Origin of the sequence: Micromonospora haikouensis, assembly GCF_900091595.1 — a bacterium.
GTDB classification, from domain to species: domain Bacteria; phylum Actinomycetota; class Actinomycetes; order Mycobacteriales; family Micromonosporaceae; genus Micromonospora; species Micromonospora haikouensis.
The window spans coordinates 1-19,860 of the sequence record NZ_FMCW01000054.1 but is presented as its reverse complement, the minus strand read 5'-3'; the positions used below and the strand labels follow the sequence as shown (position 1 = coordinate 19,860).

The following is a 19,860-nucleotide window of genomic DNA, read 5'->3' as shown; positions in this document are numbered from 1 at the left end:
CCGGTCAGCCGGCCGGCGGTCCAGGTCGCCCGACGTCGTGGCCCAGGGCGAACTCCGGCTCCCGGTGCAGGTGCCCGGCCGGCTCGCCCTCGGGCACGGCCGCGACGAAGAAGAACAGCCGCAGGTCGTCGGTGTACGCGCGCAGGATGTCGTGCTCCACCCCGGCCGGCGTGCAGACCAGGTCACCGGGGGCGACGTCGTACTCCTGCGCCCCGACGGCGACGCGGGCCCGGCCCTCGACGACCGCCCAGTACTCCGGGCAGGAGTGGTGGTGCCGGTCGAACCGGAAGCCGGCCCGCTCCAGGCTGAACCAGCCGACCGCCGACAGGTCGCTCCAGGCCGGCCCGTCGACGGTCCACCGCTGGCCGGCGCCCAGCCGCAGGACGCTCACGCGCCCGGCCGCTGCCAGGCCACGACCTCACCCGCCGGGTGGCGGCAGAAGTCGGGCAGCCCGGTCAGCGCCTGCTCCTCGCCGCCCGGCGTGTACGTCACCAGCAGCCGCAGCGTGCGCCAGGTGGAGTTCATCGTCGAGTGCAGGGTGTCGCGGGGGATGTAGACCATGTCGCCCTCGGCGATGGCGAACTCGTCGTCGCCGACGGTCTGCACCCCCGCCCCGGACACCACGTAGATCAGCTCGTCCGCGCCGGCGTGCAGGTGCCGGCCGTGGCCCTGCCCCGGGTTGATGATGACCTCGCCCTGGGAGTTGACGGCCCCGGGGATGGTCACCGGCGAGACGAACCACTTCATGGTGCCCCAGTCGAAGCTGAAGGTCTCCACGTCGTGCGCGGGGATGTGGGTGGGTGGCATGGGGGTCTCCGATCGGGGGTGGCTCAGGAGGTGGGCAGGGACTTGAAGGCGCGGACCTGGGCGGTCAGGGCGCGCTCCACCGGCAGGCGTTCCATCGACGAGGCGCCGAAGAAGCCGACCACGCCGGTGGTGTGGGCCAGCACGTACGCGGCGTCGTCCGGCTCGGCGATCGGGCCGCCGTGGCAGAGCACCAGCACGTCCGGGTTCACCGCCACGGCGGCGTCGCGCATGGCCTGGATCCGCTCGACCGACTCGTCGAGGGTCAGCGCGGTCCGCGCGCCGATGGTGCCGGACGTGGTCAGCCCCATGTGCGGCACCAGCACGTCCGCCCCGGCCGCCGTCATGGCCGCCGCCTGCTCGGGGTCGAAGACGTACGGGCAGGTGAGCAGGCCGCGTTCGGCGGCCAGCCGGATCATCTCGACCTCCAGGTCGAAGCCCATCCCGGTCTCGGCGAGGTTCTGCCCGAACACCCCGTCGATGAGGCCGACGGTGGGGAAGTTCTGCACCCCGGTGAAGCCGATCGCGGCCAGCTCGTCGAGGAACCGGGGCATCAGCCGGAACGGGTCGGTGCCGCAGACGCCCGCGAGCACCGGGGTGTCCCGCACGACCGGCAGCACCTCGGCCGCCATCTCGACCACGATCGCGTTCGCGTCGCCGTAGGGCAGCAGGCCGGCGAGCGAGCCGCGCCCGGCCATCCGGTAGCGGCCCGAGTTGTAGATGATGATCAGGTCGGCCCCGCCGGCCTCGGCGCACTTGGCCGACAGGCCGGTGCCGGCGCCCGCGCCGACGATCGGCCGGCCGGCGGCTGCCTGTTCCCGCAGCCGCCGCAGCGCCTCCGCGCGTTCCATCTCAGGCTCCCTTCTGGATCAGCCGGTGCAGGGTGTCGGCCATCGCCGACGCGAACTCCGGCGCGTTGACGTGCGCGTCGACGCGGTGCAGCGTCCGGCCGTGCGCCGCGAGGGCCGCCGCGAGGGCGTCGCGGCACGCCGTGTCGGCCGCCGGGTCGGCGAACGGCTGACCGGGGGCGTCCAGCGCGCTCACCCCACCGTCGGGCCAGAACACCTCGGTCGGGCCGGTCGCGGCGGCGGCCTTCGCGCCGATCCGCCGGCCCAGCTCGGCCATCTCGTCGGCGGTGGTACGCATCAGGGTCACGGTCGGGTTGTGCACGAAGAACAGCCGGTCGGCGAAGCGCTCCGGCACGGTGTCGACCGGCCCGAAGTTGACCATGTCCAGCGCGCCGGGAGCGATCACCTGCGGCACGCCGGCCGCCCCGGCGGCGGTGAGCCGGTCCGGGCCGGCGGTGAGCACCCCGCCCACCAGGTCGTCGGCCAGCTCGGTGGTGGTCAGGTCCAGCACCCCGGCGAGCAGTCCGGCCTGGGCCAGCCCCTCCAGGGCCCGGCCCCCGGCGCCGGTGGCGTGGAAGACCAGCACCTCGTACCCCAGCTCCTCCAGCCGGGCCTTGGCGGCCTCGACGGCGGGGGTGGTGACGCCGAACATGCTGGCCGCGACGATCGGCCGGGCGTCGGTGGCGGTGTCGGCGCGGGACCGGTCGCGGGCCATGCCGGCCATCGCCGCGGCGGCGTTGCCGAGCACGAGCCGGGAGATCCGGTTGACCCCGGCGACGTCGACGACCGAATACATGATCGTGACGTCCTTGGCCCCGACGTACGGGGAGACGTCGCCGGAGGCCATGGTCGACACCAGCAGCTTCGGCAGCCCGACCGGGCAGGCGGCCAGCACCGCCGCCGCGATCGACGACCCGCCGGAGCCGCCGGCGGCGAGTACGCCGTCGACCCGGCCCGCGGCGACCAGCCGGCCGACGACCGCCGCCGCGCCCCGGCCCATCGCGGTGACCGCCGCGCCCCGGTCGCCCGCCGAGACCAGCTCGGCGACGGTGGTGCCGGCCGCCCCGGCGACCTCGTCGGCGGTGACGTCCGGGGTGAGGCCGCGCGGCGCGGCGGTGCCGGCGTCCACGACGAGGACGTCGACGCCGAGGGCGCGCAGCCGCTCGGCCAGGTACGCGTAGTCGGGGCCCTTGGTGTCGAGGGTGCCGACGAGGACGACGGTGGGCATGCCGGCCTCCTTCGGGGCGGTGGACATGTCAGTTCCCTTCGGGCAGCGGTGGGGCGGGCGGGTCGGGGTCGTCGACGTCGACCCCGGCGTCGGCGAGCGCGGCGCGGACCACCGCGAGCGCGTTGATCGCCCGGGGGAACCCGACGAACTGCACGCAGTGGATCACCACCTCGACGATCTCGGCGGGGGTGAGGCCGACCCGCAGCGCGGCCTTGGTGTGCCCGGCGATCTGCGGGTCCGCGCCGCCCATGCCGATGAGCACGGCGAGGGTGGCGATCTCCCGGCGGGCCAGGTCGAGGCCGGGCCGGGAGTTGACGTCGCCGAAGTTGAACTCCAGCCCGAAGCGGGCCAGGTCGGCGCCGAGGCCGGAGCGGCGCTGCAGGAACACGTCGGCCGCGCCCGGCCCGTAGATCTCGTTGAACGCCCGCCGTCCCCGGTCGAGCCGGCTCTGTCCGGCCTCGGGCGTCCCGGTCGGTTCCGTGGTCAAATCGAGTGCCCTCCGTCCTGGGCGAGGGTGACGCCGGTGATGTACGCGGCCGACTCCTGGCACAGGAAGACCACCGAGGCGGCCAGGTCGTCGGGTTGGCCGAGGGTGCGGGTGGGGATCTGGGCGAGCAGCTCCTCGCGGCGCTGCGGGGTGTCCCGGTCCCGGCCCGGGGTGGCCTGCGCCCCGGGGGCGATGGCGTTGACGGTGATGCCGGTCTCGGCCAGCTCGATGGCCAGCGCCTTGGTCAGGCCGATCACCCCGGCCTTGGCCGCCGCGTACGCCGTGGCGTTGCGCACCAGCCGGCCGCCGCGCACGGCGGCGATGGACGACAGCGACACGATCCGCCCCCAGCCGCCGGGCAGCATGTGCGGCAGGACCGCCCGCGTGGAGGTGAACACGCTGGTGAGGTTGCGGTCGAGCTGGGTCTGCCACTCGTCGAGCGTCAGCTCGGCGAACGGCCGGACCAGGCCGCCCCCGGCGGTGTTGACCAGGATGTCGATGCCGCCCCACTCGGCGGCGGTGCGGTCGGCCGCCGCGACGACGGCGGCGAAGTCGAGCAGGTCGACCGCGTCGTGCCGGGCGGTGGCCCCCCGGGCGGTGAGGTCGGCGGTGGTGGCTGCGGCGGCGTCGGCGGAGATGTCCAGGCCGGCCACGGCGGCGCCCTGGTCGGCGAGGGCCCGGCAGATGCGGCGGCCGAGGGCGCCGCCGGAGCCGGTGACGACGGCGCGGCGGCCGGCCAGCGGGCGGGCCGACGGCGCGGGTGGGGCTGTCATGTCGCGGGAGGTTCCCTTCGGGTGGAGGTGTCCGGTTGGCTCAGGTGGGGTCGATGACCAGGTTGTCGGGTCGCCGACCGTGGGCGAACAGGTCGATCTGCGCGGCGGCCACGGCCCAGGCGCGCGCCGAGATCCCCTCGGTCACCCCGGCGACGTGCGGGGTGAGGGTGACGTTCGGCGCGTCCCACAGCGGGTGGTCGGGCGGCAGTGGCTCGGGGTCGGTGACGTCCAGGATCGCGTGCAACCGGCCGCCGCCGGTCTCGCGCAGCAGCGCGTCGGTGTCGACCAGGGTGCCCCGGCCCGCGTTGACCAGCACCGCGCCGTCGCGCAGCCCGGCGAGGAACCGCGCGTCGGCGGTCCGGTCGGTGTCCGGGCCGGCCGGCAGCGCGAGGACGACGACGTCCTGCTCGGCCGCGACGGCGGCGAACCCGGCGGCCGACAGGACTCCCGCGCGGGCGCGCCGCCCGACCAGGGTCACCTCGCAGCCGAAGGGGCGCAGCAGGCCCGCGACGTGCCGGCCGATGTCACCGGCGCCGAGGACCGCCACCCGGCTGCCGGCCAGCGACCGGCCGGTCCGGCGCTCCCAGCGCCGCCGGCGCTGCGCCTCGGCGAAGAAGGCCAGCTCCCGGTGGTGCGCGAGCAGCACCGCGACGACCCACTCGGCCACGGCCGCGCCGTGCGCGCCACGGGCGTTGGACAGGCCCACGCCGGGCGGCAGCCGGCCGATCCAGCCGTCGTAGCCGGCGTTGAGGGTCTGCACGAGCCGGACGCGGGGGAGCCGGGGAAGCAGGGCGAGGGTGCGCTCCACCGGGTGGAAGCCGTGCACGAGGACGACGGCGTGGTCGCGCTGCCCGGCCGTCGGCTCGCCGCCGGGCCCGAGCAGCTGCGGGCGCAGCAGTGGGTACGCCGCCAGCGCCGCCGCGCCCTGCTCGTCGGGCACGAGGACGCAGACGCCCGCGTCGCCGTCACTGTCGGTCATGGCATCTGCACTCCGTGGTCGGTGGCGGGCAGGCGCGCCCGGACGGCGCGCGGCTGCTCCTCGTGGCCCCGGGACGGGACGAGGCCGACGGCGGCGGGCGGCGAGGGCCCTGCATGTATAACGTTTCAGAGCGGTGCTGGCAAGCCCGTCTGCCGGCGCGCGTCCCGCTGCCTGTCCGGCGTGCGCGCATTCCGCCCTGCTCCGTGTCGCTGTCGCCCCGCCGACCGGCGGAGCTGGGGTGGCGGCCGGGCCGCGTTACAAGCGGGAAACAGCCTGTTGACACTGCGGATGTGACGCAGGTAGCATCCGTCCGTTGAAACGATTTAAAGGCCGGCCGGCTATGCGCGTTGCTTCGCACGACCATCCCTGCCCCCGAGGAGCACCCGTGATCAGAACCTGGCGAGCCGCTCGCACGCACCCCACACTACGCACAGTAGCGGCTGTCAGCGCCGCCGCCCTGCTGGTTTCGGGATGCAGTGCGGCAGGCACCGGCACCAAGTCCGGTTCCGCCTCCAAGCCCACCGCGTTCTCGGCGCTGTTCACCACCGAGAACACCCAGATCCCCGCCGAGCTCAACCGGCTCGCCGCCGGCGAGTGCAAGGCCCAGAACGACGCGCTGCCGCTCAAGATCGAGCAGACCCCCAGCAGCAACATGCAGCAGAAGGTGCAGCTCCTCGCCGGCCAGGACGCGCTCCCGGTGCTGTTCGCCGGGGGCAACGCCCTGATCAACAAGGACGGGGCGCTGCAGAAGTCCGGTCAGCTCGTCGACGTCAAGAAGGCGCTGACCGACCTCGGCGTCGCCGACAAGCTCACCCCGGCCGCGTCCGACACGATCGACAAGCTCTACGGCGGTGGCGTGTACCCGACCATCCCGTTCCAGTACAACATCGAGGGCATCTTCTACAACAAGAAGATCTTCGAGGAGCAGGGCATCGCCGTCCCCGCCACCTGGGACGAGCTGCTCGCCGCCGCCGCGAAGCTGAAGGCCGCCAAGATCACCCCGTTCACCGCCTCGGGCAAGACCGGCTGGACGATCAGCCGCTGGGTCGGCGCGTACATCCTGCGCGACCTGGGCCCCGACGCGCTGAAGAAGGTCGCCGACGGGCAGGCCAAGCTGACCGACCCCGAGTACGTCCGGGCCGCCCAGGCGGTCGCCGACCTCGGCAAGGCCGGCTACTTCGTCGACGGGGTCACCTCCGTCGACTACGACACCGCCACGGCCAACCTGCTCAACGGCAAGGCCGCCATGATGTACATGGGCAGCTGGCTGCTGGCCAGCATCAACGACCCGAAGAAGAACCCCCTCGGCGACGCGATCGGGTTCATGCCCGTCCCCGCCGTCCCCGGCGGCAGCGGCTCGATCGACCAGTACCCGGCCAACGTCGGCGCGCCGACGGCGATCTCCGCCAAGCAGTACAGCCCCGAGGTCGGCGGCTGGCTCAAGTGCATCGCCGAGAACTACGCCAGCGGGCTGATGGAGACCCAGGGCGCCTTCTCCGGCTTCAAGATGGGCAAGCCGGTGGCCAACGTCCCGCCGCTGACCCAGGACCTGCAGAAGCGCATCGACGCCAGCACCTCCACCGTCCTGTGGTTCGAGGCCCTGTTCAACACCAAGGCGACCGGCGACGCCAGCGCCAACGCCGCCCCGCTGCTCACCGGCGCCATGAAGCCGGAGCAGTACATGAGCCTGCTCCAGAACGACCTCTCCGCGGCACAGTAGTTCCGGCGGGCCGGTCCACCGGGCGGCGGCGGGTAGCCGCCGCCCGGTGGACGGCCCAACCGGTCAGGCATCCTTGGTTGGGACGGGTAATCAATGGACCGAGTATTCGGTGACAAAAAGGCCATCGCGATCCTGCTCGGGCCCGCGTTGTTCATGTACACGGCGATCATGCTGGTGCCGTCGGTGTGGTCGCTGTTCTACGCCTTCTCCACCGGCAACGTGATCGAGGGCTTCCGCCCGGTCGGGCTCGACAACTTCCGCAAGCTGCTGGACGACCCGATCGTCCCGACCTCGCTGCGGTTCACCGTGACCTACGCCCTGGTCATCACGGTCGGGCAGATCCTGCTCGGCCTGGCGCTGGCCCTGTTCTACGTCTTCGTGCTGCGCCGGGCCTCCGCGCTCATCCGTACCCTGGTCTTCTTCCCGGTGGTGCTGCCCACCGTCGCGGTCGGCCTGCTGTTCTCCAAGATGTTCGCCATCGCGCCGCAGACCGGCCCGGCCAACAGCCTGCTCGACCTCCTGGGGTTCGGGGCGACCGACTGGTTCTCCACCGGCAGCAAGGCGTTCTGGGTCATCATCCTGATGGACCTGTGGCGCACCATGGGTTTCTACGCGGTGCTGCTCTACACCGGCCTGCTCGACATTCCCGGCGAGGTCCTGGAGTCCGCGCGGCTCGACGGGGCGGTCGGCTGGCGGCTGCTGCGGCACATCGTGCTGCCGCTGGCGCTGCCGGTGCTGATCTCGTCGATCATCTTCAGCCTGAACTCCTCGCTGAAGGTCTTCGACTCCGTGGTGGCGCTGACCAACGGCGGCCCCGGGACGTCGACCACCCCGCTGAACCTCTACATGTTCCAGACCTCGTTCTTCTACAGCGACTACGGCTACGGCAGCACCCTGGCGATCCTGATCACCACCATCTGCCTGACCGTCACGCTCTTCCTGTTCCGCTCCTCCCGACGAGACCTCACCAAGGGCTGACCATGGCGACACGTACGGACCTCTCCGCGCCGGTGGCGACCCGCGCGACCGCACCTGCCCCACCCGCGCCGTCGCGCCGCCGCGGCGTCAACTGGCGTCGGGTGGGCAATCGCGCCTGGACCGGCCTGGTGATCGCCGTCCTGCTGGTGATCACCATCTACCCGCTGTTCTGGATGTTCGCCAGCTCGCTGAAGACCGAGAACGAGTTCATCACCGAGCCGCTGTGGTCGCTGCCCCGCGAGCTGAACTTCCAGAACTACGTCGACGCGTGGGAACTCGGCGGCATCGGCACCGTCATCCGCAACAGCCTGCTGGTGACCCTGCCGTCGCTGTTCTTCATCCTCGCCCTCGGCGCGGCGGCCGGGTTCGCCCTGGAGGTGATGGTCTGGAAGGGGCGCAACACCGTCCTGCTGCTCATCGTCGGCGGGATGATGCTGCCGCTGCAGCTGATCCTGCTGCCGCTGTTCACGATCTACTTCCGCCTCGGCCTCACCGACTCGCTGCTGCCGCTCATCCTCACCTACGTCGGGCACGGCCTGCCGCTGACGGTGTTCCTGATGGCGGCCTACTTCCGGGCCGTGCCCCGGGAGCTGTTCGAGGCCTCGACGCTGGACGGGGCCGGGGTGTTCCGGGCGTTCTTCTCCGTCGGCCTGCCGATGGTCCGCAACGGCCTGCTCACCCTCGGCCTGCTGATGTTCTTCTCCGTCTGGAACGACCTGCTCATCGCGTTGACCTTCAACACCAGCAAGGAGCTGAGCACCATCCAGGTGGGCCTGCTCAACTTCAACGGCGAGTACGGCTCGACCCTCTACGGCCCGCTCTTCGCCGGCATCTGCACCACCGTGCTCGGCATCCTGGTCGTCTACGTGTTCATCAACAAGCAGATCATGAAGGGCCTGGCGGCCGGGTCGCTGAAGGGCTGAACCGGTGATCATCGACGCGCACACCCACGCCTGGCCGCGCTGGCCGTACCGGCCGCCCGTGCCGGACGACGCCACCCGGGGCGGGGTCGAGGTGCTGCTGCACGACATGGCCGCCGCCGGGGTGGACCGGGCGGTCGTGGTGGCCGCCGAGATCGACCGCAACGCCGACAACAACGACTACGTCGCGGCGGCGGTGGCCCGGCACCCCGGGCGGCTCCACCACTTCGCCGACCTGGACAGCCGGTGGAGCCCCCGGCACCACACGGCCGGGGCCGCCGACCGGCTCGCCGCGCTCGCCGACCGGTACCCGCTCGCCGGGATCAGCCACTACCTCGGCCCCGACAACGACGGGTGGCTGCGCTCGGCGGACGCCCGGGCGCTGTTCGCCGCCGCCGAGCGCAGGGGACTGCTCATGGGGCTGGCCGCCGGGCCGGCCTGGCACGCCGACCTGCGCGCGCTCGCCGCGACCGTGCCCGGCCTGCCCATCCTGTGCAACCACCTGGCCCTGGTGCCGGCCTGGCCCGGCGGCGTCGCCGACGCCCTGGCCCGGGTGCTCGACCCGGCCGCCCCCGCCAACCTGATCGTCAAGGTCTCCGGCCTCCAGTACGGCGCGGCCGACCCCTGGAACGTGCCGCACCGGGCGGCGTTGGACGTCGTCCGGGCGTACTACGAGACGTGGGGCCCCCGGCGCCTGGTGTGGGGCTCGGACCACCCGGCCTCCGGCGCGGCGATGACGTACCGGCAGTCGCTGGAGGCGGTGCGGCGGCACTGCGACTTCATCGCGCCGGCCGACCTGCCGCTGGTCCTCGGCGGCACCCTCGCCGGGCTGCTCGGCGACCCGGAAGGAGTCCGCGCATGACCCCGCCGCCGCCCCGCCCGCACGTGACCCCGCCGCCCCGCCCGCGGGTGGGCGTCGCGTGCAACCGGGCGACCCGGGAACGCTTCGTCACCGAGGCCGCGCTGGCCCGCCTCGCCGGGGTCGCCGACGTGGCCTGGCTGGAGTTCGACGGACCGGACCGCTCCACCGCGCCGCCGCCGACGGACCCGGCGACCGTCGCCCGGCTGACCGCCTTCGTGGCCGACCTCGACGCGCTGGTCGTCAGCCACGGCTGCCCCCGGGTCACCGACGAGGTGCTGGCCGCCGCGCCCCGGCTGCGTCTCGTCGGCGACACCCACGGCGACCGCTTCGCCCACCGCGTCGACGTCGCCGCCGCCCGCGCCCGGGGGGTCTGGGCGGTGGACACCACCAACGGCTCCTCCGACCCGGTGGCCGAGTGGGCGCTCGCGCTGATGCTCGTCGGCCTGCGCAACGCCGGGGCGCTGTTCCGCCGCCTCGTCGCCGACGAGGTGCTCTGGCCCGACCGCGGCGTGTTCCTCGACGACCCCGGCTACCGCAACGGCGAGCTGACCGGCCGGACGGTCGGCATCATCGCGCTCGGCCACATCGGCCGGCGGCTGCTGGAACTCCTCGCGCCCTTCGGCGTGGACGTCCTCGCCCACGACCCGTACGCGCCCCGGGTGCTCGCCGACGTCTACGACCTCACCCTGACCAGCCTCGACGGCGTGCTCTCCGGGTCCGACGTGGTGGTCTGCCTGGCGCCCCTGACCAGCGCCACCCGGGGCCTGCTCGGCGCCCGCGAGATCGCCCTGCTCAGGCCCGGCGCGGTCTTCGTCAACGTGTCCCGGGGCGCGGTCGTCGACTCGGCCGCGCTCCTCGACCGGCTCGCGACCGGCGACATCGTCGCCTGCCTCGACGTCTTCGACCCGGAGCCGATCCCGGCCGGGCACCCCGTCCGCGCCCTGCCCAACGTCTTCCTCAGCCCGCACATCGCCGGGGTCACCGCCGCCAGCGAGCCGCGCTTCTTCGACCTGATGGTGGACGAGGTGATCCGCGTGATCCGCGGCCACCACCCCCGCCACGAACTGGTCCCCCGCGAACCCGACTGAACCGCCCCGGCCGGGCGTCAGCGGCCTCGGCGGCCGAGCGCCGGGCCAGCGGCCCCGGCCGCTGCCGAGACTGGAGCCACCGTGACCGTTTCCTACTCCGCCGCGCCGCCGCTGAGCGAGCGCGCGCGGGCCGAGGTGCTCAGCCCTGCCGCCCTGGACTTCGTGGCCGGGCTGCACCGCCGCTTCGACCCGCGCCGGCGGGAGCTGCTGGCCGACCGCGCCGCCCGACCCGCGCCGACCGGCTTCCTGCCGGAGACCGCCGACGTGCGGGCCGGCGACTGGCGGGTCGCCCCGCCCCGCCCCGACTACGCCGACCGCCGCGTCGAGATCACCGGCCCCACGGACCGCAAGATGGTGATCAACGCCCTCAACTCGGGGGCCCGCGGCTTCATGGCCGACTTCGAGGACGCCAACAGCCCGACCTGGCGCAACCAGGTCGAGGGCCACCTCAACCTGACCGACGCGATCGACCGGACGATCACCCACGACGCCTCCGACGGCCGGCGGTACCGGCTGGTCGACTCGCCGGCCACCCTGCTGGTCCGCCCGCGCGGCTGGCACCTGGTCGACAAGCACCTGCTGGTCGACGGCGTCCCCGTCGCCGGGGCGCTGATGGACTTCGGGCTGTTCGCCTTCCACAACGCCCGCCGGCTGCTGGAGCGGGGCAGCGCACCGTACCTCTACCTGCCGAAGCTGGAGCACCACCTGGAGGCGCGGCTGTGGAACGACGTGTTCCTCCACGCCCAGGACGCGCTCGGGGTGCCCCGGGGCAGCATCCGGGCCACGGTGCTGATCGAGACGTTCCCGGCGGCGCTGCAGATGGACGAGATCCTGTTCGAGCTGCGGGAGCACTCGTACGGGCTCAACGCCGGCCGCTGGGACTACATCTTCTCGATGATCAAGACCTTCCGGGACCGGCCGGGGTTCGTGCTGCCGGACCGCACGGCGGTGACGATGACCGTGCCGTTCATGCGGGCGTACACGGAGCTGCTGGTGGCCACCTGTCACCGGCGCGGCGCGTTCGCGATGGGTGGCATGGCCGCCCTCATCCCGTCCCGCCGCGACCCGGAGGCCAACGCCCGGGCCGTGGCGGCGGTGGACGCGGACAAGCGCCGCGAGGCCGGCGACGGCTTCGACGGCACCTGGGTCGCCCACCCCGACGTGGTGCCGGTGGCCCGCGCGGCGTTCGACGCGGTGCTGGGGGAGCGGCCGAACCAGCTCGACCGGCGGCGCGACGATGTCACGACGACCCCGGCCGACCTGCTCGACGTGGCGTCCACCCCGGGGTCGGTCACCGAGGCCGGGCTGCGGGGCAACGTCAGTGTGACGTTTCAATACCTGTCGTTCTGGCTGACCGGACGGGGCGCGGCCGGGATCGACAACCTGATGGAGGACGCGGCCACGGCCGAGATCGCCCGATCCCAGGTCTGGCAGTGGATCCGGCACGGCGCGCGGCTGCCCGACGGGCGGGTCGTCACGCGGGACCTGGTGGCCGGCATCCTCGCCGAGGAGATGGCGCGGATCGCCGCCGAGGTCGGCGACCAGGTGTGGCGACAGGGGCGCCCGGAGGACGCGCGGGAGGTCTTCGCGCGCGTCGCACTCGCCGACGAGCTGCCGGAATTCCTCACCCTGGTGGCGTACGACCGGCTGTAGGCCACCGGTGCGCGGCGGCCCGTTGACCGTCCCGCGCCACCTAATGTAACGTTTCATTTCGTCGGCCGTGGCCCGTGGCATCCGCCCGGGGCCACCCGCCCCCCCCGCCGGCCCCACCCTTCGCCAACCCCTCTGCCACCCTCGTGAGGAGCCCCTCATGTCCACCTCGGACCTGGTCATCACCGTCGTCGGCGCCGGCGGCAAGATGGGCCTGCGGATCTCGGCCAATCTCCAGCGCAGCGGCCACACCGTCCGCTACTGCGAGAACCACCCGCCGGCCCAGGCCCGGGTGACCGCCGAGGGCCGCGAGCTGAGCGACACGGCCACCGCCGCCGCCGACAGCGACGTCGTCGTCCTCGCCGTCCCCGACGTGCTGCTCGGGGACATCTCCGCGCAGCTCGTGCCGCTGCTCAAGCCGGGCGCCGTCGTGCTCACGCTCGATCCGGCCGCCGCCTACGCCGGCGTCCTCGCCCGCCGTGACGACATCCACCTCGCCTGCGCCCACCCCTGCCACCCGTCGGTCTTCCTGGAGCGCACCACCGGCGAGGAGTACGCCGACACCTTCGGCGGCGTCGCCGCCGCCCAGGACGTCGTCGCCGCGCTCGAGTCCGGCGACGACGCCGTCCGCGCGCGCGTCGAGGACGTCGTGCGCATCATGTACGGCCCGGTGCTCGACGTGCACTGGGTCACCGTCAAGCAGCTCGCCGTCCTGGAGCCGACCCTGGTCGAGACCGTCGCCTGCATGATCAGCGGCCTGCTCCGCGACGCGCTGCACGAGACCGTCCACACCGTCGGCGTGCCCGAGGCGGCCGCGAAGGCGATGCTCTTCGGCCACATCCAGGTGGCGCTGAGCAACTCGCTGCGCGGCTCCAACCCGTTCTCCGAGGCGTGCCTCATCGCCATGGACTACGGGCGGGAGACCATCGTGCGCGACGACTGGAAGCGCATCTTCGACGACGCCGAGCTGGACTCCGTCATCGCCCGGATGCTGCGCATCGACGCGGTGCGGCCGGCGCGATGACCCGCCTGTCCAACGACCCCGCCCGCTTCGCCGCGCAGGCCCTCGACGGCTTCGTCGCGGCCCACCCCGGGCTGGTGCGCCGGGTGGGCGGCGGCGTGGTCCGCGCGGCGGCCCCCGCGCCGGGGCGGGTCGCCGTCGTCGTCGGCGGCGGCAGTGGCCACTACCCGGCGTTCGCCGGCCTGGTCGGCGAGGGCCTCGCCCACGGCGCGGCCGTCGGCAACGTCTTCGCGTCCCCGTCGGCCCGGCAGGTCCGGTCGGTGGCGCGGGCCGCGTCCGGCGGCGGCGGGATCCTGCTGGCCTACGGCAACTACGCCGGCGACGTCCTCAACTTCACCGCCGCCCGGGTGCACCTGGAGGCCGACGGCGTCGACTGCCGCGCCGTCGCCGTCACCGACGACCTGGCCAGCGCCCCGGCCGAGCAGGCCGACCGGCGGCGGGGGATCGCCGGGGGACTGGTGGTGTTCAAGGTGGCCGCTGCCGCCGCCGACCGGGGGCTCGACCTCGACGAGGTGGAGCGGATCGCCCGGCTGGCCAACGCCCGGACCCGCTCGTTCGGGGTCGCCCTGACCGGCTGCACCCTGCCCGGCGCGGCCGCCCCGCTGTTCGCGGTCCCCGCCGGGCGGATGGCCGTCGGCCTGGGCATCCACGGCGAGCCCGGCATCGACGAGCGGGACCGCCCCGGCGCCGACGGCCTGGCCGAACTCCTCGTCGACACCGTCCTCGCCGAACTGCCGGCCGGGATCGACGCCCCCGCCGGCCAGCGGGCCGCCGTCCTGCTCAACGGCCTGGGCAGCGTCAAGTACGAGGAGCTGTTCGTCGTCTACCGGCGGGTCGCCGAGCTGCTCGCCGCCGCCGGTGTGCAGGTCGTCGCCCCGGCCGTCGGCGAGCTGGTGACCAGCTTCGAGATGGCCGGCGTCTCGCTGACCGTCTGCTGGCTGACCGACGAGCTGACCCCGCTGTGGTGCGCCCCGGCCGACGCCCCCGGCTTCCGACGCGGCCTGTCGGCCACCGCCGCCGCGCCGCCCGCGCCGGTCCTCGCCGAGGAGGCGGAGGAACCCGTGCCGCCCGCGAGCCCCGCGTCGCGGGCCGCCGGCCGCCGTCTGCTCGGCGCGCTCGCGGCGGCGCGGGACGCCGTCGACGCGCACGCCGGCGAGCTGGGCCGCATCGACGCCCTGGCCGGCGACGGCGACCACGGCATCGGGATGAGCCGGGGCGTCAACGCCGCCGTGGCCGCCGCCGGGGCCGCCGTCGCCGCCGGCGCCGGGGTCGGCACCGCGCTGACCCGGGCCGGGGACGCCTGGGCCGACGCCGGCGGCGGCACCTCCGGCGCGCTGTGGGGGGTGGCCCTGCGCGGCGCGGCCGTGGCCCTCGGCGACGAGAGCGAGCCGACCCCCGCGCGGGTGACCAGTGCGGTCTCCCGGGCGCTGGCCGACGTCACCCGGGTCGGCGGGGCCGCCGTCGGCGACAAGACCCTCGTCGACGCGTTCGCGCCCTTCGCCGCCACGCTGGCCGACCGCGTGCAGGCCGGACAGCCGCTCGCCGCCGCCTGGCGGGAGGCCGCCGCCGTGGCCGACGCGGCGGCCCGGGCCACCGCCGACCTGGTGCCCCGCGTCGGTCGGGCCCGCCCCCTGGCCCACCGCAGCGTCGGCGCCCCGGACGCGGGGGCGGTCTCGCTCGCCCTGATCCTGGCGGCCGTCGCGCCCACCGGGGAAGAAGCCGCCACCGCCCCCACCCGAGAAGACGCCCCCACCCGTGCAGAGGAGACCGCGCGATGAGCGCCAGCAGGCTGCGGATCGTCGTCGGCGCCGACGACGCCGGCTACCAGTACAAGGAGATGCTCAAGGCCGACCTGCGCGGCCACGAGCGGGTCGCCGAGGTGATCGACGTGGGCGTCGACGCGGACGGGCACACCGCGTACCCGATCGTCGCCATCGCCGCCGCCGAGATCGTCGCGGCGGGCCGGGCCGACCGGGCGCTGCTGGTCTGCGGCACCGGCCTGGGCGTGGCCATCGCCGCCAACAAGGTCGCCGGCATCCGCGCGGTCACCGCCCACGACAGCTACTCCGTCGAACGGGCCATCCTGAGCAACAACGCCCAGGTCCTCACCTTCGGCCAGCGCGTCATCGGGCCGGAGCTGGCCCGCCGGCTGGCCCGCGAGTGGTTGGCCTACGACTTCGACGACTCGTCGCCGTCGGGGGCGAAGGTCCGGCTGATGTCGACGTACGAGTCGACCGGGTCGTGCTGAGCCGATGCGCGACCGGCCGCTGACCGTCGGGGTCAGCCTCAAGATGTACTTCGGGCAACGCGAGACGCTGCGCTGGTGCGCGGACGTGGCGCGACTAGCCCGCGGCCACGACGCCGTCGCGGCCGGACGGGTCGAGCTGTTCGTGCTGCCGTCGACGCCGCTGATCGCCCCGGTCCGGGGCGTCCTCGCCGGCACCCGCGTCCACGTCGGCGCCCAGGACCTGCACCACACCGACCGGGGCGCGGTCACCGGCGGCACCAGCGGCGCGCTGCTCGCCGAGCTGGGCTGCTGCTACGCCGAGGTGGGGCACTTCGAGCGCCGTACCCTCTTCGGAGAGGACGACGCCGTCGTCGCCGCCAAGACCACGGCGGCGCTCCGCAACGGCCTGACACCGGTGCTCTGCGTCGGCGAGCCCGACCGGGTCGACGCCCCGGCGGCCGCCGCCGACTGCGTCGCCCAGGCCCGCGCCGCCCTCGCCGCCGCCCCGCCCGGCCCCGTGGTCCTGGCGTACGAGCCATGGTGGGCGATCGGCCGGCCCGAGCCCGCCCCGCCGCAGCACATCGGGGCCGTCACCGGTCCGCTGCGCGACTGGATCGCCGACCAGCCGGGCCGGGCCGGCAGCCGGGTGATCTACGGCGGCAGCGCCGGACCGGGGCTGCTCGGCCGGCTCGGCGACCGGGTCGACGGGCTGTTCCTCGGCCGGTTCGCCCACGACCCGGCGGCCCTGGCCGCGATCCTCGACGAGGCGGCCACCCTCGCCGGTGCCGCCCCCACCGGCGACACCGGGGACAGTGCCCACACCGCCGGCGGCGCGCCGGCCCGCACCGGGGAGCCGCCGTGGCCATCGGCCTGAGCACGTACTCGTTCTTCTGGCGCTGGACGGCGGCGCAGCGCCCGCTGTCCCTGACCGACATGGTCGAGCGGACCGCCGAGGCCGGGGCGACCGTCTTCCAGATCTGCGACTACCCGCCGATCGAGGAGGCGTCCGACGGGGAGCTGGAGCGGCTGCGCCGCCGGGCGTCCGCCCTCGGCGTCCGGCTGGAGCTGGGCACCCGGGGCGTCGGCGGCCCGCACCTGGCCCGCTACCTGGACCTGGCCGGCCGGCTCGACGTCGGCTTCGTGCGCACCATGCTGAACACCGCCGAGCACCGCCCGACCGTCGCCGAGGCCGTCGCCCTGCTCGCCGCCGCCCTGCCCGGGTACGCCGCCCGGGGCGTCACCATCGGCCTGGAGACCTACGAGCAGGTGGCCACCGACGACCTGCTCGCGGTCGTACGCGGGGTGGACGACCCGCACCTGGGGGTGTGCCTCGACCCGGCGAACTGCGTGGCCCGGCTCGAACTGCCCGCGACCACCGTGGAGCGCACCGCGCCGTACGTGGTGAACCTGCACGTCAAGGACTTCGCCTTCACCCGGGCCCCGGGGTGGGTGGGCTTCTCGCTGGTCGGCTGCCCGCTCGGCACCGGCCTGCTGGACTACGCCGCGATGGTGGCGCGGGTCCGGCCGGCCGAGCGCGGGATCAACCAGATCGTCGAGCACTGGCTGCCCCGGCAGGAGTCGATCGAGCGCACCTGCGCGGTCGAGGACGAGTGGACCCGGCACAGCGTGGAGTTCCTGCGCCGTGCGCACCCCGCCGACCCCGGTTGATCTCTCCCGACGCGTCGGCGGCGAACCGTGGTGGACCGCGGTTTCGGCTACCTGTCGTGGTGGGCGTGGCCGGTCGGCACCTCGGCCAGGGCGGCGGGCGTGACCGTACGCAGGAACGGCACCACCAGCGCGAGGGTCGCCACCGCGAACACGGCGAACGCGGCGCGGACGCCGAACCACTCGGCGAGCAGGCCGACCAGGCCGGCGCCCACCGGCAGCGCGCCCCAGCCGAACAGCCGGGCGGCGGCGTTGTAGCGGCCCAGCATCTCCTCGGGGACCACCCGTTGGCTGATGGTCCGGGAGTTCACCGTCCACAGTGTTCCGCCCATGCCGCCCAGGAACGCGGCCGCGGCGACCACCCACATGTCGGTGCTGACCACCGGCGCCGCCACCATCGCGGCCGTGCCGAGGATGTCGGCGAACATGGCCCAGCGCCGGCCGAGCCACCGGTTGATCGGCCCGACGGCCAGGACGCCGACGAGGCCGCCGACCCCGAGCGCGCTGAGCAGGATGCCGTAGCCCCGCGCGTCCAGCCTGATCACGTCGGTAGCGACCAGCGGGATCAGCGCCAGCCACGCCCCCCAGCAGGCGGCCAGCACGGTCACCACCATGGTCATCACCCGCAGCAGGCGGTGCTGCCAGAGCGTGCGCAGCCCGGCGGCGATCTGCTGGTTGACGGTGCCCGCCGGTCGTCGGCCCGGGGCCGGAACCGGCCGACCAGCAGCGCGAGCACCAGCATCGAGATGACGAACGTGACGCCGGTGGCACCCAGCGCCACGCTGACGCCGGCCGCGACCAGGAGGCCGCCGACGAACGGGCCGCAGAACTCGTTGCAGACGGTCTCGGCGCCGGCGACCCAGGCGTTGGCCCGTTCGCGGTCGGCGGCGGGCACCGCCGACGGCACGATCGCCGCCCCGGAGGTGAGCGCCACGACCGAGGCGACGCCCAGGGCCAGCCCGGCCAGGTACAGCAGCGGCAGGCTGACGGCGTCCGCCGAGGCCGCGACGAACAGCCCGGCGATCGTGGCCAGCCGGACCAGTTCCGCCGCCCACAGCAGTCGTCGGCGGTCGAACCGGTCGACCAGCACGCCGACGTGCAACGCCACGAGCAGCCAGGGCAGGGTGAGCGTCAGCGCCACGCCGGAGATCTGCGCCGGCGAGTCGGTGAGCCGGGTCGCCAGCAACGGCAGGATCACCTTGGTGACGCCCTCGGCGAGGTTGGTCATGGCGGTGAAGAGCACCAGGACCGCAGCGTTGCGGCTGGAGCCGGCGGGCCTGGTGGGGGCCGGTGGGGGCGCTGTCGTGCTGGTGCTGCGATCAGTCACGACCGGCTTCAAGTCGTCGGCCCGGGGATGTCCCGACATGATACGGCAACTCACGGTCCCGATCGATCTAAAACGTTCTATGGGTCGGAAGGGCTTCGGTGCCGGGAATGTCGCGTCCTGATCGGATTGCGAGGGCGGCCCGCGCGCATCGGCCGACCGGTCCTGCGCCGTCGAGGAAAGCGCCCGCAGCTCTTGACGTCTGCTGGCGCGCACCCTACGGTCCTATCTCGGGACGCGCATGAAACGATTCAGGTGCGTCGCGAGGCAGTCGGACGTGCCGTACGGCGGCTGGACAGACCCGGGGCGCAACTCGCCGCCCGGACGGGAGACGCACCATGACGCAGAGCGAAGCGACCCGCGACCGGGTCGAGCAGGCGCTGCGTGCCCAGCGCATCGAGACAGCCTCTTGGGCGTTCGGCAATTCCGGCACCCGGTTCAAGGTGTTCGCGCAGGAGGGTGTGCCGCGGGATCCGTACGAGAAGGTCGCCGACGCTGCCGTCGTGCACCGGTTCACCGGTGTCGCGCCTTCCGTGGCTCTGCACATTCCGTGGGACCGGGTCGACGACTACGCCGATCTGGCCCGCCATGCCCAGGAGCAGGGCGTGGCTCTCGGTGCGGTCAATGCGAACGTGTTCCAGGACGATGACTACAAGTTGGGCAGCGTGACCAACCCCGACCCGGGTGTGCGCCGCAAGGCGATCGACCACCTGCTGGAGTGCGTGGACGTCATGGACGCCACCGGCTCGCGGGATTTGAAGTTGTGGTTCTCCGATGGCATCAACTATCCGGGTCAGGATGATGTGCGTGCCCGGCAGGACCGGCTCGCCGCCGCGCTGCGGGAGACGTACGACCGGCTCGGGGACGGGCAGCGGATGTTGGTGGAGTACAAGTTGTTCGAGCCGGCGTTCTATGCCACGGACGTGCCGGACTGGGGCACCGCCTACGCGCACTGCCTCACCCTCGGTGAGCGGGCCCAGGTGGTCATCGACACTGGGCATCACGCGCCGGGGACGAACATCGAGTTCATCGTGGCGGTTCTGCTGCGGGCCGGGAAGTTGGGCGGTTTCGACTTCAACTCCCGCTTCTACGCCGATGACGATCTGATGGTGGGTGCGGCGGATCCGTTCCAGCTGTTCCGGATCATGCACGAGATCGTGCGCGGCGACGCTCTGCGTCCGGAGGCGGGTGTCGCGTTCATGCTCGATCAGTGTCACAACATCGAGCCGAAGATCCCGGCGGTCATCCGGTCGGTGATGAACGTGCAGGAGGCCACCGCGAAGGCG

General features: G+C 73.9%; 21 protein-coding genes. 12 read left to right on the top strand and 9 right to left on the bottom strand.

Going from position 1 to position 19,860, the window contains the following annotated elements:
- Positions 1 to 4: 4 nt before the first annotated feature.
- From GA0070558_RS31310 to GA0070558_RS31280, 7 genes are read right to left on the bottom strand one after another with little or no spacing between them, the layout of a single operon-like run.
- Positions 5 to 391: a cupin domain-containing protein gene (locus GA0070558_RS31310; protein ID WP_043968368.1), complete on the bottom strand. Its 387-nt coding sequence runs from the start codon at positions 389 to 391 to the stop codon at positions 5 to 7.
- The gene (locus tag GA0070558_RS31305; RefSeq protein ID WP_077939676.1) at positions 388 to 807 is read right to left on the bottom strand and encodes a cupin domain-containing protein; all 420 of its coding nucleotides are present in this window, start codon (positions 805 to 807) and stop codon (positions 388 to 390) included. The genes GA0070558_RS31310 and GA0070558_RS31305 overlap by 4 nt, the downstream gene beginning before the upstream one ends.
- A gap of 23 nt (positions 808 to 830) precedes the next feature.
- The gene (locus GA0070558_RS31300) at positions 831 to 1,655 is read right to left on the bottom strand and encodes a phosphoenolpyruvate hydrolase family protein (RefSeq protein WP_043968370.1); all 825 of its coding nucleotides are present in this window, start codon (positions 1,653 to 1,655) and stop codon (positions 831 to 833) included.
- A 1-nt stretch (position 1,656) separates the two neighbouring features.
- Positions 1,657 to 2,907, bottom strand: a complete 1,251-nt coding sequence (locus tag GA0070558_RS31295; protein WP_218107147.1) for a Tm-1-like ATP-binding domain-containing protein — start codon at positions 2,905 to 2,907, stop codon at positions 1,657 to 1,659.
- 1 nt (position 2,908) lies between these two features.
- A complete protein-coding gene (locus GA0070558_RS31290) occupies positions 2,909 to 3,367 on the bottom strand; it encodes a carboxymuconolactone decarboxylase family protein (protein ID WP_091286754.1) in 459 nt (152 codons plus the stop codon).
- Entirely contained in the window at positions 3,364 to 4,140 is a 777-nt protein-coding gene (locus GA0070558_RS31285; RefSeq protein ID WP_052503965.1) for an SDR family NAD(P)-dependent oxidoreductase, read from the bottom strand. Before GA0070558_RS31285 ends, GA0070558_RS31290 begins: the two co-directional genes overlap by 4 nt.
- Before the next feature lie 40 nt (positions 4,141 to 4,180).
- Positions 4,181 to 5,119, bottom strand: a complete 939-nt coding sequence (locus GA0070558_RS31280; protein ID WP_091286750.1) for an NAD(P)-dependent oxidoreductase — start codon at positions 5,117 to 5,119, stop codon at positions 4,181 to 4,183.
- Between the two features lie 385 nt (positions 5,120 to 5,504).
- On the opposite strand from GA0070558_RS31280, the gene GA0070558_RS31275 reads away from it, so the two are divergent.
- The 11 genes from GA0070558_RS31275 (at position 5,505) to GA0070558_RS31225 (ending at position 17,253) form a co-directional block, all read left to right on the top strand.
- Positions 5,505 to 6,839 (top strand): ABC transporter substrate-binding protein, encoded by a 1,335-nt coding sequence (locus GA0070558_RS31275; protein ID WP_218107146.1) that lies wholly within the window; start codon positions 5,505 to 5,507, stop codon positions 6,837 to 6,839.
- Positions 6,840 to 6,932: 93 nt separating this feature from the next.
- On the top strand, positions 6,933 to 7,817 hold the full coding sequence (locus GA0070558_RS31270) for a carbohydrate ABC transporter permease (protein WP_077939686.1): 885 nt from the start codon (positions 6,933 to 6,935) through the stop codon (positions 7,815 to 7,817).
- Positions 7,818 to 7,819: 2 nt separating this feature from the next.
- Positions 7,820 to 8,740: a carbohydrate ABC transporter permease gene (locus tag GA0070558_RS31265; protein ID WP_077939687.1), complete on the top strand. Its 921-nt coding sequence runs from the start codon at positions 7,820 to 7,822 to the stop codon at positions 8,738 to 8,740.
- 4 nt (positions 8,741 to 8,744) lie between these two features.
- The gene (locus GA0070558_RS31260) at positions 8,745 to 9,599 is read left to right on the top strand and encodes an amidohydrolase family protein (RefSeq protein WP_091286744.1); all 855 of its coding nucleotides are present in this window, start codon (positions 8,745 to 8,747) and stop codon (positions 9,597 to 9,599) included.
- Positions 9,596 to 10,687 carry a hydroxyacid dehydrogenase gene (locus tag GA0070558_RS31255; RefSeq protein WP_091286741.1) on the top strand — a complete coding sequence of 364 codons (1,092 nt, stop codon included), beginning with the start codon at positions 9,596 to 9,598 and terminating at the stop codon, positions 10,685 to 10,687. The genes GA0070558_RS31260 and GA0070558_RS31255 overlap by 4 nt, the downstream gene beginning before the upstream one ends.
- Positions 10,688 to 10,768: 81 nt before the next feature.
- Positions 10,769 to 12,340 carry a malate synthase A gene (gene aceB, locus GA0070558_RS31250; RefSeq protein ID WP_091286738.1) on the top strand — a complete coding sequence of 524 codons (1,572 nt, stop codon included), beginning with the start codon at positions 10,769 to 10,771 and terminating at the stop codon, positions 12,338 to 12,340.
- A gap of 157 nt (positions 12,341 to 12,497) precedes the next feature.
- Positions 12,498 to 13,361: a phosphogluconate dehydrogenase C-terminal domain-containing protein gene (locus tag GA0070558_RS31245; protein WP_091286735.1), complete on the top strand. Its 864-nt coding sequence runs from the start codon at positions 12,498 to 12,500 to the stop codon at positions 13,359 to 13,361.
- Positions 13,358 to 15,136, top strand: coding sequence for a dihydroxyacetone kinase family protein (locus tag GA0070558_RS31240; protein WP_091286732.1), 1,779 nt, complete (start codon positions 13,358 to 13,360; stop codon positions 15,134 to 15,136). Before GA0070558_RS31245 ends, GA0070558_RS31240 begins: the two co-directional genes overlap by 4 nt.
- Entirely contained in the window at positions 15,133 to 15,606 is a 474-nt protein-coding gene (locus GA0070558_RS31235; RefSeq protein ID WP_091286729.1) for a ribose-5-phosphate isomerase, read from the top strand. Before GA0070558_RS31240 ends, GA0070558_RS31235 begins: the two co-directional genes overlap by 4 nt.
- Positions 15,607 to 15,610: 4 nt before the next feature.
- Complete coding sequence (locus GA0070558_RS31230; protein ID WP_091286726.1) at positions 15,611 to 16,459, top strand: triose-phosphate isomerase family protein; 849 nt, start codon at positions 15,611 to 15,613, stop codon at positions 16,457 to 16,459.
- Positions 16,444 to 17,253 carry a sugar phosphate isomerase/epimerase family protein gene (locus GA0070558_RS31225; RefSeq protein WP_091286723.1) on the top strand — a complete coding sequence of 270 codons (810 nt, stop codon included), beginning with the start codon at positions 16,444 to 16,446 and terminating at the stop codon, positions 17,251 to 17,253. Before GA0070558_RS31230 ends, GA0070558_RS31225 begins: the two co-directional genes overlap by 16 nt.
- 47 nt (positions 17,254 to 17,300) lie before the next feature.
- Here GA0070558_RS31225 and GA0070558_RS34755 read toward each other — a convergent pair whose 3' ends face one another.
- On the bottom strand, positions 17,301 to 17,906 hold the full coding sequence (locus GA0070558_RS34755; RefSeq protein WP_256092232.1) for an MFS transporter: 606 nt from the start codon (positions 17,904 to 17,906) through the stop codon (positions 17,301 to 17,303).
- Positions 17,870 to 18,577 carry an MFS transporter gene (locus GA0070558_RS34750; protein WP_256092231.1) on the bottom strand — a complete coding sequence of 236 codons (708 nt, stop codon included), beginning with the start codon at positions 18,575 to 18,577 and terminating at the stop codon, positions 17,870 to 17,872. The genes GA0070558_RS34755 and GA0070558_RS34750 overlap by 37 nt, the downstream gene beginning before the upstream one ends.
- Positions 18,578 to 18,912: 335 nt before the next feature.
- Between GA0070558_RS34750 and rhaI the strand changes: the two genes are divergently transcribed.
- Positions 18,913 to 19,860 (top strand): L-rhamnose isomerase (gene rhaI / locus GA0070558_RS31215; protein ID WP_091286720.1); only part of this gene is annotated, 948 nt, incomplete at its 3' end.

Bases quoted from the DNA above. Each gene is read 5' to 3' on its own strand.
- GA0070558_RS31305 (WP_077939676.1), bottom strand. From the start codon at position 807: ATGCCACCCACCCACATCCCCGCGCACGACGTGGAGACCTTCAGCTTC.
- GA0070558_RS31300 (WP_043968370.1), bottom strand. From the start codon at position 1,655: ATGGAACGCGCGGAGGCGCTGCGGCGGCTGCGGGAACAGGCAGCCGCC.
- GA0070558_RS31295 (WP_218107147.1), bottom strand. From the start codon at position 2,907: ATGTCCACCGCCCCGAAGGAGGCCGGCATGCCCACCGTCGTCCTCGTC.
- GA0070558_RS31285 (WP_052503965.1), bottom strand. From the start codon at position 4,140: ATGACAGCCCCACCCGCGCCGTCGGCCCGCCCGCTGGCCGGCCGCCGC.
- GA0070558_RS31280 (WP_091286750.1), bottom strand. From the start codon at position 5,119: ATGACCGACAGTGACGGCGACGCGGGCGTCTGCGTCCTCGTGCCCGAC.
- GA0070558_RS31270 (WP_077939686.1), top strand. From the start codon at position 6,933: ATGGACCGAGTATTCGGTGACAAAAAGGCCATCGCGATCCTGCTCGGG.
- GA0070558_RS31265 (WP_077939687.1), top strand. From the start codon at position 7,820: ATGGCGACACGTACGGACCTCTCCGCGCCGGTGGCGACCCGCGCGACC.
- GA0070558_RS31255 (WP_091286741.1), top strand. From the start codon at position 9,596: ATGACCCCGCCGCCGCCCCGCCCGCACGTGACCCCGCCGCCCCGCCCG.
- GA0070558_RS31245 (WP_091286735.1), top strand. From the start codon at position 12,498: ATGTCCACCTCGGACCTGGTCATCACCGTCGTCGGCGCCGGCGGCAAG.
- GA0070558_RS31240 (WP_091286732.1), top strand. From the start codon at position 13,358: ATGACCCGCCTGTCCAACGACCCCGCCCGCTTCGCCGCGCAGGCCCTC.
- GA0070558_RS31235 (WP_091286729.1), top strand. From the start codon at position 15,133: ATGAGCGCCAGCAGGCTGCGGATCGTCGTCGGCGCCGACGACGCCGGC.
- GA0070558_RS31230 (WP_091286726.1), top strand. From the start codon at position 15,611: ATGCGCGACCGGCCGCTGACCGTCGGGGTCAGCCTCAAGATGTACTTC.